10 protein-coding genes are annotated in these 12,548 nt (G+C 68.8%); 5 read left to right on the top strand and 5 right to left on the bottom strand.

Translation table 11 applies throughout. The features are described from left to right. Position 1: 1 nt before the first annotated feature. The 4 genes from ACTMMA_RS06630 to ACTMMA_RS06645 form a co-directional block, all read right to left on the bottom strand. A complete protein-coding gene (locus ACTMMA_RS06630; RefSeq protein WP_441189322.1) occupies positions 2-2,536 on the bottom strand; it encodes an ATP-grasp domain-containing protein in 2,535 nt (844 codons plus the stop codon). Between the two features lie 81 nt (positions 2,537-2,617). After that, a complete protein-coding gene (gene mraY, locus ACTMMA_RS06635; RefSeq protein ID WP_441189323.1) occupies positions 2,618-3,730 on the bottom strand; it encodes a phospho-N-acetylmuramoyl-pentapeptide-transferase in 1,113 nt (370 codons plus the stop codon). A 70-nt stretch (positions 3,731-3,800) separates the two neighbouring features. Continuing rightward, entirely contained in the window at positions 3,801-4,577 is a 777-nt protein-coding gene (locus ACTMMA_RS06640) for an alpha/beta hydrolase (protein WP_441189324.1), read from the bottom strand. Positions 4,578-4,598: 21 nt separating this feature from the next. Further along, positions 4,599-4,832 (bottom strand): hypothetical protein, encoded by a 234-nt coding sequence (locus ACTMMA_RS06645; RefSeq protein ID WP_441189325.1) that lies wholly within the window; start codon positions 4,830-4,832, stop codon positions 4,599-4,601. 406 nt (positions 4,833-5,238) lie between these two features. On the opposite strand from ACTMMA_RS06645, the gene fucP reads away from it, so the two are divergent. The 4 genes from fucP to ACTMMA_RS06665 all read left to right on the top strand — a co-directional run bounded on the left by fucP (position 5,239) and on the right by ACTMMA_RS06665 (position 9,821). Beyond that, entirely contained in the window at positions 5,239-6,555 is a 1,317-nt protein-coding gene (fucP, locus tag ACTMMA_RS06650) for an L-fucose:H+ symporter permease (RefSeq protein WP_441189326.1), read from the top strand. Positions 6,556-6,570: 15 nt separating this feature from the next. Then, a complete protein-coding gene (locus ACTMMA_RS06655) occupies positions 6,571-7,563 on the top strand; it encodes a substrate-binding domain-containing protein (RefSeq protein WP_441189327.1) in 993 nt (330 codons plus the stop codon). A gap of 242 nt (positions 7,564-7,805) precedes the next feature. Next, positions 7,806-8,723, top strand: coding sequence for a LysR substrate-binding domain-containing protein (locus ACTMMA_RS06660; protein WP_441189328.1), 918 nt, complete (start codon positions 7,806-7,808; stop codon positions 8,721-8,723). Positions 8,724-8,894: 171 nt separating this feature from the next. Then, positions 8,895-9,821: a carbohydrate kinase family protein gene (locus ACTMMA_RS06665; protein WP_441189329.1), complete on the top strand. Its 927-nt coding sequence runs from the start codon at positions 8,895-8,897 to the stop codon at positions 9,819-9,821. Positions 9,822-10,145: 324 nt separating this feature from the next. Here ACTMMA_RS06665 and ACTMMA_RS06670 read toward each other — a convergent pair whose 3' ends face one another. Further along, positions 10,146-11,384 carry an IS110 family RNA-guided transposase gene (locus ACTMMA_RS06670; protein ID WP_441189330.1) on the bottom strand — a complete coding sequence of 413 codons (1,239 nt, stop codon included), beginning with the start codon at positions 11,382-11,384 and terminating at the stop codon, positions 10,146-10,148. A 292-nt stretch (positions 11,385-11,676) separates the two neighbouring features. Between ACTMMA_RS06670 and ACTMMA_RS06675 the strand changes: the two genes are divergently transcribed. Then, on the top strand, positions 11,677-12,548 hold an 872-nt coding region (locus ACTMMA_RS06675), incomplete at its 3' end, for an IS1634 family transposase (RefSeq protein ID WP_441189331.1).

Genomic DNA, 12,548 nt, shown 5'->3' on the forward strand with positions numbered 1-12,548 from the left:
CTCAGGCCCCTTCCCCTCCGTCGGGGCCGGCCGGTCCGTCGGGCGTGGCATGCAACTTCAGCCGCGCGGCGATGTCGTCGGTGATCCGCACCAGCTCGTCGAGGTCCTTGTGGCGGACGAAGACGATCCCGTCGGAGATCAGGGTCGCCCTCCAGTCGCGACGTGGCTCGCCGACCTGGAGAAGATCCACGTGGCAGAGGTGAGCCCCATACTCCTCCTGCAGCTCCTCCAGGCCCTCGATCCGGGTGATCACCCCCTCGCCCTCGGCCCGCTTGAAGAGGCTGACCGCGTTGTAGACGTGCTCCGGGCGCTCGATGGTGCTGTCGCTCTCGTCGCTGTCGGTGCCGCCGGTGTCACGTCCTCCGCGGACGACCGCCTCGGCCCAGGTCTGGAAGAGGTCGCCGTCGGCGCAGTAGTTCATGACGTCGACGAGGCGCGCGCCGGGCGGTCGCGCCCCGATCTCGCCGAAGACGACCTCGCCGTCGTCCTTGAGATACCACTCCATGTGGGTGAAGCCGCTCTCGAAGCCGAGCACCTCCAGGACCCGGCGGCCCATCTCGCGCCCGCCCTGCAGGTCCTCCCGCTCGATGTCGCGCAGGGAGATCGTCATCGGGCTGATCCACTCCTGGGTGCGCCCGACGAGGGGACGGGGGCGATACCAGGCGATGTTCTCGAAGACGACCTTGCCGTAGGCGCAGACCGTGTCGTAGGTGAACTCCTCGCCCTCGATGAACTCCTCGACCGACAGCTCCTCGACGTGGGCGACCTGCGGCAGCACCTCCTCCAGCTCCTCGTCGGACTCGACCCGGTGCGTGTCGGCCGAGCCGGCCCCGTCGACCGGCTTGACGATGAGCGGGTAGCCGATCCGGGTCGCCGCCGCGCGGACCTCGTCGGCGGTGGTGGCGCTCTCATGCCGCGGGGTGCGGATGCCGGCCTCGTCGAGCACCTGCTTCATCCGCTCCTTGTCGCGGAAGGGCAGGGTCTGCTCGACCGTGAGACCGGGCAGCCCCAGCTCCTCGCGCAGGCGCGCGGCGAGGATGACATAGGGCTCCCAGGTGCACTCGACCTGGTCGATCCGCACGTGCTCGGCCAGCCCCTTGAGGGTGGCCACGACCCCGTCCTCGTCGGCCCAGTCCACCTGCTCGTAGTGGTCCAGCGCCTCGCGCGCCTCCTCCGGGATGTCGTCCCAGCCCTGGTCGCCGACGCCGATGACGCGGGCCCCTGCGGCGGCGAGCGCACGGGTGAAGTAGGCCTGCTCGAGCGGGAAGCCGGGCGAGAGGAAGACGATGCTGGGACGCTCGTCCTCGGCGGGTTCGACGAGCTCGACCCGCAGCGTGCTGATGATCCGCTCGAGCGCGTCCCTGACGACCTGGGTGTCCTCGTGGCGGACGATGACCCACCCCTCACCCTCGTAGGAGTCGTTGGAGTCCTGCCCGGGCTCGGGGATCTTGGCGTCCACCACGAGCTCGCCGAGCCCGGCCTGCAGCTCCTCCAGCGCGTGGACCTCCTTCACCTGACCCTGCCCCATACCCCTCAGGTATGCGGTGCCCGTCGCGTGGGTCCGCTCGGCCGGCTCGAAGCGGTCCAGCAGCACCAGCTCGGACCACATGCGGGTGAAGTCGAAGCCGTGGCTGATCCCGATCATGTCGGCCAGCTGCTTTCCCGGCGGGCGGGCGCCGACCTCGGAGATCGCGACGCTGCCGTCGGGCCGCTCGAACCACTCCATGTGGCTGAAGCCGTCGCGCAGCCCGAGCGCCTCCAGCGCGCGGGGACCCATCTCCTGGATCTGCCGGTAGGCCGGGTCGTCGTCGAGCTCGCGGCGGAGCAGGACGGTCCACTGGACCCAAGGATTCTCCAGCACCTCCAGCGGGGCCGGGCCGTAGTCGGAGATGGACGCCCAGATGGTCTCGCCGTCGATCGTGACGGCGTCGTAGGTGTGCTCCTTGCCGGTGAGGAACTCCTCGAGCAGCCAGCCCTGCTCGAGATTGTCGGCGTGGTCCTCCAGCCAGGTGCGCAGGGCGGCGTCGTCCTCGAGCCGGTGGGTGTCCTGGGTGCCGGCGCCGTCCGGCGGCTTGGCCACGACCGGCAGCCCGACCTGGTCGATGAAGGCGGTGGCCTCCTGCGCTGACCGGACCAGGCTGTGGCGGGCGCAGGGGATGCCGGCGGCGTGCAGCACGTCCTTCATCTGCGACTTGTCGCGGAAGTTGCGGGCGGTCGCCGCGTCGACGCCGGGCAGGCCGAGCTCGTCGCGCGCCTCGGCGACGGGCACCTGGAGCTGCTCCAGCACGCCGATGAGCCGCTCGACCGTGCCGAGCTGGCCCTCCAGCCCGCGCACGGCCTCGACCAGCTGGGCGGGGTCGAAGGGGTCCTCGACCTGCCAGTGCCCGACGACGGCCTCGGCCAGCTCGGGGCTGAACTTCTCGGCGGGGTCGTGGGAGATGATCGCCAGCTGCACCCCCGGGATCCGGGCGGCGGTGAGGGCGAAGGCCTGGCTCGCGGGCATGAGGAAGGGCGCGACGAAAGCGGCGGTGACCATGGGCGGAAACGCTAGTTGCTGGTCCGGCCATCGGCATCCGCAAGCACCATCCACCGGGCTGGCCGGGGGTGCAGGACCCGGTTAGAGCGTGACCACCCAGTCGCCGTAGAAGATCGCCAGGCCGATGGCCACGCAGGTGCCGGCCACGATCCAGAAGCGGGCCACGATCGTCACCTCGGTCCAGCCGATGAGCTCGAAGTGGTGGTGCAGCGGGGCCATCCGGAAGACGCGCTTGCCGGTCGTCTTGAAGCTGATGACCTGGATGATGACCGAGGCGGTGACGATGACGAACAGCCCGCCGAGGATGACCAGCAGGAGCTGGGTGTGGGTCAGGATGGCCAGCCCGGCCAGTGCGGCCCCGAGGGACAACGACCCGGTGTCACCCATGATGATCTGGGCAGGGGCGGCGTTCCACCAGAGGAAGCCGAAGCACGCGCCGGCGATCGCGCAGGAGACGACGGCCAGGTCGAGGGCGCCGCTGACCGAGTAGCAGTTGGGGCCCGGCGACAGCTCGCAGCTCTGGGTGTACTGCCACATACCGATCACGGTGTATGCGGCGAAGACCATGACCGAGGCGCCGGTCGCCAGACCGTCCAGCCCGTCGGTGATGTTGACCCCGTTGGAGGCGCCGGTGATGAGCAGGTTGGACCAGAGCAGGAAGAGGATCAGTCCGATGACGGGCCCGGCGAAAGCGAGGTCGAGGTTGGTGTCGCGGACGAAGCTGACCGCGGTGGAGGCGGCGGAGCGACCCTCCTCGTCCTTGACCAGCAGGGCGGCGAGCGCGAAGAGGACGGTGATGACGGCCTGGCCGACCAGCTTCTGCCCCGAGGTCAGCCCGAGGCTGCGTTCCTTGCTGATCTTGGTGTAGTCGTCGAAGAAGCCGACCAGCCCCAGCCCGGTCAGCAGGAAGAGCACCAGCAGGGCGCCGAGGGAGATGGGACTGTCGACGACGTCCACCCACCCCAGCGCCTCCAGGGCCAGCCGCACCGCGTGCGACCCGAAGTAGCCCACGATCGCGGCCCCGATGATGACCGCACCTCCCATCGTGGGCTTGCCGCGCTTGACGTGGTGGTGGGTCAGGTCGTCCCGGATGAACTGGCCGTAGGAGCGGCGGACCAGGAAGCGGATGAACAGCGGCGTGCACAGGAGCGCGAGTGCCATCGAGATCCCTCCGGCCAGCAGCACGTTGACCATGCACGCTCCTCACGATCTGGACGGCCAGGAGGTTCGGCCGAGCCCGGCCAGCGTAGTGCACGCCAGTTCGTCAGCCGTGCAACGACGATGGGTCCGGTCCGAGTGCGGCGAGCACGACGTCGATGAACGCGCGGGGGTCGTCCAGCCAGGGATAGTGGCCGGCCTTCGGCAGGGTGACCACCTCGGCCCTGTCAAACAGGCTGGCCAGCGCCTCGGCCTGGCGCCTGGTCGGGTGCAGGTCCACCTCGCCCCGCACGACCGTCACCGGACCTACGAATGCCTCGGCCGCAGCCTGGAGCGAGACGGGGTCGGGCAGCGGATCCGCGTAGTAGGTGCTGAGCCGCTGGCTGCGGTCGACGAGCGAGTCCCGGGCCAGCTGATCCTGGGCGGAGCCCCACGCGCCGAACCACAGGCGCTGGGCTTCCAGCGAGGTGGGGTCGGCGGCTCTCGCGGCGACCGCTTCCGTGATGCCGGGCTCGTCCTTCCGACCGCCCAGGACGGCCGCGATCCCCTCGGGGTCGGCCTCGATGCCCGCGGCGCCGACGGCCGGGGTGACCAGGACGAGTCGACGAACGCGCTGCGGATGCCGCGTCAGGTAGCACAGGGCGGCCGCCGCCCCTGCGGAGTGCGCGACCAGGTCCAGCGTCGTCAGACCGAGCTCGTCCCGGGCGGCCTCGATCAGGACCGCCACTTCGGAGACAGCGACGCGCGGCAGCTCCAGGACGGCGAGCGCTCGGTGTGCCGACAGCCCACCGAGGTCACCCAGATACCGCCCGTCGAGCAGAGGGCCACCGGGCACGACCAGGGCAGGGTCCTCTCCCTGACCGAGCAGGCGGTAGTGGGTCATGGGCGATCTTGCCGCGAGTCCTCAGCCGACGACGCGGACCCACAGCCGCCGCCAGAAGCCGGAGGTCCGCTCCAGCTTGGCGCGCCGCTGCCGGGCGGCCGCGGCCTCCCCGGAGACCGCACCCGCGTAGGCCTTCGACCCGAGCCCGGTGACGACGGCCTCGCCCGCGCCCCCGCCCGAAGCCATCGAGGCACCGGCTCCGGCGTACATGGCGTGGTCCCGATAGCACTCCGGGCAGAGCTGGCGTCCGGTCATCGTCCCCTCGGTGCGACGTACCTACCGGCGGCACTGCTCACATCTGGCCATGCGCCCTCCTCAGTCCGAGATGGGACGAGGGTAGCGACCTCCGGCCCGTGCCTCACGGTGGAGCGCGACCACCCACGGAGCCCTAGGGCCAGAGAGTCCCTCGGGCACGGCATCTGTCGAGATGCAGCGAACTCTGCGTAGCCGTCCCCGGTCAACCGTGCACGATCAGGGTTTCCCGGGGGTGCTGTGCAAGGTAGCGCCGCCTCACATCATCACGGTGCGCACGGCCCGTAGGTGTGGGGGTCGGCTCGGGAGGGACGATCGATACACACTCCATCTGTGCGCCACCTCGGTAGATGGAGAGGGGCTAGACTGCCCCCACTTCGCAGTTGACGCAACGTCATGAAAGGGTGCGATGGCAACGACGCCGCTGGACACCGCCGAGCGCAAGGCTCCCTTGGTGGCCCGCCACCTGCGTGTCCCGTTCATTCTGCTCATCTTGTGCTTTGCCGCCTGGGGGATGGCCGCAAACCTGACCGACATCCTGGTCGGGGTCTTCCGAGGCATCTTCGATATGTCGAACTTCCAGTCCTCGCTGGTCCAGTTTGCCTACTACGGCGCCTATTTCTTGCTGGCGATCCCGGCTGCGTTCATCAACGCCCGGTTCGGCTTCAAGGCTGGCGTCCTGGTGGGGCTGGCGCTCGCGGCGGTGGGTGGGTTCCTCTTCATCCCGGCCAGCAATCTGCTTGCCTACGAGATGTTCCTGCTGGCCCTCTTCGTCCTGGCCGCAGGTCTGTCCATTCTGGAGACCTCGGCCAACCCCTTCGTCATCGGTATGGGTGAGGAGGCCAGTGCCACCCAGCGCCTGAACCTCGCGCAGTCTTTCAACCCGGTCGGCGCCAACGTCGGTGTGCTGATGGGCGCCATCCTCATCCTGCCGGACCTGACGCCGGAGGAGAGCAAGACCATCATGAGCGAGGACGAGCTTCTCGCCGCCACCAAGTCCGATCTAGGGTTGGTGCTGCAGCCCTACCTGGTGATTGCCGGGCTCCTGGTGCTCATCTGGCTGCTCATCGCCTTCCGCAAGATGGAGTTGCCCAGCGCGCCGACGCCGGTCGACCTTACCGGCGGTAGCGGTGGCACGTTCGGGCGCCTCTGGTCGAACCGGCACTACCGCTACGGCGTGGTGGCCCAGTTCTTCAACGTCGCGGCCCAGACGTGCACCTGGACCTTCACCATCCTGTATGCCCAGGACGTCGCCGGGACCTCACCCGGCGAGGCCGGCTGGTGGCTGCAGGCGAGCCTGATCCTCTTCCTGGTCTCCCGCTTCGTGATGACCTACCTGCTGGGGATCTTCCGGCCGGCTCTGCTGCTGCTGATCATGGCGGCCTTCGGCGTGATCTGCTGCCTGACGTCCATCTTCTTCCTCAACATCGTCGGGCTGATCGCAGTGGTGGCCATCTCGGCCTCGCTGTCGCTCATGTTCCCGACCATCTACGGCCTCTCGCTGCAGGGGCTAGGCACAGACGCCAAGTTCGGCTCGGCCGGTCTGGTCATGGCCATCCTCGGCGGTGCGCTGGTTCCGATGGTGCATGCGGCCGTGATGGATGCGGCCGGATCGGCGATGGGCTACATCGTGCCGGGAATCTGTCTGGCGGCGGTCGCGGCATACGCACTGTTCGCGCTGAAGAGCACCCGTCCGGCGGCTGGCGCCGCGACGGCGCGGGCCTGAAGGGTGGCGATCGGTATGCACGCACGCACGTGGATCACGGTGGGCACGGTGCTCTCCGGCCTCACCCTGGCGGGCTGCACCGGCGATGAGCAGGAGCCGGTCTCGGTGGGACTGATCACGAAGCAGGAGGAGAACCCCTACTGGGTCTCGATGAGGGACGTCGCGCAGGAGACGGCCGACGAGCTGGACGTCGACCTGATCACGGCCACCGGCACCAGCGACACCGACGTCGCATCGCAGGAGGCGGCACTGGCGGACATGGTGGCCGACGGGGTCGACGGCATCCTGATCGCGCCGACCGACCCGGTGGCCCTACTGCCGTCGATCCAGGAGGCACGGGACGCCGGGGTGCTGGTGATCGCGTTGGACACCCCGGTCGATCCGCCGGAGGCGGTGGACGCCTTTTTCGCCACGGACAACGAGGCGGCGGGCCGTTCGATCGGGGAGTATGCCGCCGCGAAGGTCGACGACCTCGGGCTGGATCCACAGGTGGCCATGCTCAACCTGTCTGAGGACATCAGCTCCGGGGAGCTGCGGCGGATGGGGTTCCTCGACGGCTTCGGGCTCAGCGAGGACGATCCGGCGATCGTGGCCTCGGTCGACACGCAGGGTGACCGGGACAACGCCGCGGTCGTGATGACCCAGTTGCTCGCCGAGCACCCAGGCATCAACGTGGTCTACACGGTGAACGAGCCGGCCGCGCTTGGAGCCCTGGCAGCACTCGAAGCTGCCGAGGCTGACCTGGACGAGGTAGTCCTGGTCTCGGTGGACGGTGGGTGCCGCGCGATGCGCGAGGCCGTGCGGCCCGGGGACATCGACGCCACTGCGACGCAGTATCCGCAGAACATGGCCCGTGAGGGTGTCCGGGCGATCACTGCGGCGGTGCGAGAGGGCGAGGCGCCCAATGGAATTCTGGACACGGGGAGCGAGCTGGTCAGCGACGACCCGATAGACGGGGTGGAGTCGCGGCGCGTGGAGTTCGGGATCCGGACCTGCTGGGGTAGCTGATCCGGTGACTGACCGGGTGCTGAGCCTCACTCAGCGCCTGTCAGTCACGCGCTCAGCGCTGGGTGAGCCTGGCGGGCCACTCGACGATGGTGGCGCCGCGGGTGGCCGGGAAGGCCATGGTGTCGCGGGGAGAGCCGGTCAGGAGGCGGTACATGAATTTGGCCATGTCTCCATAGTGGCGGAACCTAACCCATACTTCCAATGCCGCCTAGACAGGTGACCCATACGCTAACGTCATAGGTGTGGAGACTGAGACGCTGCGGTGGTTCCAACTCGTTGCCGATGGTGTGACGGTGACCGAAGTGAGCGAGATCGAGGCGATCTCGCAGCCTGCGGTGTCCCGGGCAATGAGACGGCTCGAGCTGGAGGTGGGCACACCCTTGTTGCGACGTGAGGGGCGGGTGCTGCGGCTGACGCACGCCGGGTCGGCGTTCAAGGGGCACGTGGACGCGGTCCTGCATCACCTCGACGACGGCATCGCGGCCGTGCAGCAGATCTTGGACCCCGAGCGGGGCACGGTGACCATTTCTTTCCAACCATCCTTCGGCACCTGGCTGGTCCCGGACTTGGTCAGCAACTTTCACGCTGAGCACCCGCAGATCCGCCTCGACCTGCGCACGAAGTCGGACGAGACCATGCCTGAGGTCGGGCCTCGCAGCGACGTGGACGTCGAGTTGTCCACGTTGCGACCACCTCAAGGCCCCGAACATCCTCAGTGGAGGGTCCTGACAGTGGAGCCCCTACGCCTGCTGGTCGGACCCGATCACCGCCTTAGCGGCACCGACGAGGTCGCGCTGAGCCAGGTCGCCGATGAGCCGTTCGTCATGATCAAGCCGACCTCGTTGCTGCGCCGGCAGTGCGAACAGATGTGCGTCGAGGCGCAGTTCGAGCCGTACGTCGCTTTCGTCGCCGATGACCTCCCCACCTTGCGGGGATATGTCGCAGCGGGCCTGGGCGTAGCCATCGCACCCGCCCTGTGGGGCGGGTCGGTCGCGGCACCCGTGGCGGGCCTGCACGTCCTGGCGCTGACGGACCGGAGCGCGACACGGGAGGTGGGGCTGAGCTGGGCCCCGCAGCGGCGCATGCTCCCGGCGGCCCGACTGTTCCGAGACTACGTGCTGGACCGGGCGCGCGCCGGGAAGCTCCCGCGGCCGGTCTGAGGTGGGCCGCGCTTCGACGGGGAGACCTTGCAGTCGATAGACAAGACTGAAGCAGACCGCCGCCCGGCCAGACTGTCAGCCTCCTGGGAGCAGGGGATCGGCCCGGCCGAACACCAGACGCGAGTCGCGATTGGTCGGCACGCGGCGGCTCAGTTGGGCCAGGATGACGGTATGGATGGACGAGCAGTCGTTGTCGGCGAGGCGCTAATCGATGTGGTCCAGCAGGGATCGGTCACCGAGGAGCACGCTGGAGGCAGTGCTCTGAACGTGGCTGTTGCTCTGGGACGGTTGGATCGCCCGGTGGACTTCTTGACCCGAATGGGTGAGGACGACCGAGGAGCGGTGCTGCGTGAGCATCTGCGTGCCTGCGGCGTGGACCTGCTCCCAAAGTCGGTGGTGCCGTCAAGCCCGACGTCGACGGCCGTCGCGACACTGGACACGCAGGGTGTCGCCTCCTACCAGTTCAACCTGGACTGGGACGTGGCGATCGAGGCAGCCCCGATGACGCCGCTGGTCGTCCACGCCAGCTCGATGGGCACCGTGACGCCGCCCGGTGGTGCGAAGGTCGCCGACTACATGCAACGGACCCGAGACCGAGCCACCATCAGCTATGACCCAAACACCAGAGCCGGGATCATGGGCCCGGTCGATCGGGTTCGTCCCCTGGTGGAGCGACTGGTCGGGCTGTCCGACGTCGTCAAGGCCTCGACCGAGGACATCGCCTGGCTCTACCCCGGCTCGTCAGCCGAGGAGGTCGTCCGCCGGTGGTCGCAGGCGGGCCCGTATCTAGTGGTCATCACCGACGGCGAGAACGGAGCACTGGCCGCGACCAGGCAGACTTTGCTGCAGGTGCCCGCTGAGCCGGCCACCGTGGTGGACACGATCGGGGCCGGTGACACCTTCTCCGCTGGTCTCATCGACGGGCTCTGGGCACAGAACCTGCTGAGTGCCCACCGACGGGCGCAGCTCGCCGCGTTGTCGCGGGACGACGCTGCGCGGTTGCTGGTGCACGCAGGGCGGGCAGCGGCGATCACCGTCTCCCGCGCAGGGGCGCGGCCTCCCACCCGTCAGGAGATGATCGAGGCCTATGGTGCCTGAGCGTCGCACCCTGCAAACCTGACGCCTCCGGGTGCGGAGGAGTCAGGACAGACATTCCTCAAGCACCAAGCAGTTGCGTACGCACGCTCCCGCACAGCAGTAGCGCACAACCAGAGACACATAACTTCAGATGATTCTTGGAATCGAGACGTCGCTGCGCAACATTGGCTGCATCTCGACAGAGATCGCTGCATCTCGACAGCTGTCGAGATGCAGCGAAGATTGCACGCCGGGAGCGCTCAAACTGGCACGATCAGCGCTTGCCCGCTGGGCTTGTGCCAAGTAGCGCGCGACTCGCGGCAGACATCCCAGGTTCTGGTTCTGTCAAGCGGCCTTGTTGAGGTGTTGTTGCCAGGCGGTGTTCTCGTCGTAGAAGGTGCGGTCGCGTAGGCAGCCGTGGAGGATGCCGACCCAGCGGTTGGCGAGCTGGCGCAGGGCGGCTTGGTGGCCGACGCCTCGTCTCCGGAGGGCCTTGTAGTAGGCGCGGGCGCCGGCTGAGCCGCGCATGGAGCAGAACGCCCACTGCTGCAAGGCGTCGCCGAGGCGCCGGTTGCGGGCGTACCTGGCCAGGACCACTTTTCGGGTGCCTGAGGCTCTGGTGATGGGTGCGGTGCCGGCGTAGGCCTTGCGGCACTTGGCGTCGGCGTAGCGGTGGGGGTCGTCGCCGAACTCGCCGAGGATCCGGGCACCGAGGATCACACCGAGGCCTGGCAGGCTGGTGTAGATGTCAGCGTCCCGGTGCCGGCCAAAATGCTCGGCCACCACCTGCCCGAGGGCCTCGACCTGGGCGTTCAGCACGGTGATGAGCGCGACCTCGGAGGTCACGATCGCGGCATAGGCGTCCTGGATCGGGCCCGGTTGCCGCAGCTCGGGTGCGGTCAGGACGTGCCGGATCTTCTCGGCACGGGCGGTTACGTCGCGCCGGTTCGCCGCGGTCAGGGCGCGGACGATCTTGGCCTTCGACAGCCTCGAGGCGCTGTCCGGGTCCGGCGCCTGCGCCAGCAGCGCCAGGGTGTCCGGCTCATCCAGGTCCTCGAACGCGGCCAGAGCGGCGGGGAAGAAGTCCCGCAGCGCCGCGCGCAGGCGCAGCACGTGCCGGGTCCGGTCCCAGATCATCGACTGGTGGGCCCGGGCGGTGACCTTGACCGCCTCACCGGTGGCGCTGTCACCGGCGACCGGGCGGTGGTGGGCGCGGTCCAGGCGGACGATCTCAGCCAGCAGGTGCGCATCGGCGGTGTCCGACTTCGCCCCCGAGGTGGAGTGCCGCTCCCGGTACCGGGCGACCGACTTCGGATTCAGCGCATACACGGTGTACCCGGCCGCGACCAGCGCTCCGACCCACGGACCGCGGTCGGTCTCGATACCGACCATCACCTGGGCGGCCGCCTCGGCCGGGTCCAGGTCGGCCCACTCCTGCGGTGCGTGCTCGGCGACCAGGGCGTGCAGCTTGGTCACCCCGACGAGCCCCTCGGGCAGGCGTCTTCGCGCCAGCATCCGTCCCTGGTCGTCGACGAGCTCGACGTCGTGGTGGTCCTCGGCCCAGTCATCACCTACGAACAACATCGCCTTCTCCTCCTGCACCTCGTTGCGGCCCTTGCTCAGCAGCGTGGAGGAGGACTTCCGGCGATCTAATGGTCAAGTGCTCACCCGAACGATCTGGGGGCACGTCATCCCAGCAGCGGTCACGCCTCCTCACGACCGGCGGGCGCACGGTCTGCCGCAAGACCTCAACGATCAGATTCGGACCTGAGTTGTGACGTTGCCCCGGATTTTGCGGTAGTGGCCAGCCCTGACCTGCGGCTTCGTGTTGCAGGGTGTGACTAATCACAGGGTCTTGGGTGGGTAGCCTTGCCCGGTGGGCTCGTTCGTGCGCAAGGTGACGACCGCCTCGGGCGCGACAGCCGTGCAGATCATGCACAAGCGCGGACGGCGAGTCCTGGGCATCGACCACGTCGGCTCGGCCCGTACTGACGCCGAGCTGGCGCTGCTGGAGGCGATCGCGCACGAGCGGTTGCACGCCGGCCAGGAACTGCTGCCCCTCGACCCTGGCGGTCCCTCTGCTGCGACTGCGGTCGCGACGGGGATGCAGGCCACGGTCGCCAGCACGTCCTCGCGTGTGCTGTGGCAGGCCCTTGAGCGGGTCTACGCCGACCTCGGCTTCGACGCCCTGGGCGACGAGGCGTTCAAGCAGCTCGTCCTGGCTCGGATCATCGAGCCGACGTCCAAGGCCGACACGGTGCGGGTGCTGGAGGAACTCGGTGTGCCCTCGCGCACGAGGGAGACGTTCATGCGCTGCCTGTCCCGGGTCGTCGAGCGCAACTACCGCGACCAGCTCGGCGCCGCCTGCTACGCCCACGCCGCCCCCACCGGGCGCCTGGCCGCAGTGTTGTACGACCTGACGACGCTGCACTTCGAGACGCCGAAGGAGGACGGGCTGCGCAAGGTGGGGATGAGCAAGGAACGACGCGTCGACCCTCAAGTGACCGTCGGCCTGCTGTGCGACCCCGGCGGGTTCCCGCTGGCTGTGCACCTCTTCGAGGGCAACAAGGCCGAGACGAAGACGTTGATCCCGGTGCTGAAGGAGTTCCAGAACGCTCACAACGTGACCGACATGATCGTCGTCGCCGACGCCGGGATGCTGTCCGCGGCCAACCTGCTCGCGCTGGAGGACGCCGGGTTCGCCTTCATCGTCGGCTCCCGCGCGGCGAAGACTCCGTACGACCTGGC

It is taken from the genome of Ornithinimicrobium panacihumi (assembly GCF_052073805.1).
Classification (GTDB): Bacteria; Actinomycetota; Actinomycetes; order Actinomycetales; family Dermatophilaceae; genus Ornithinicoccus; species Ornithinicoccus panacihumi.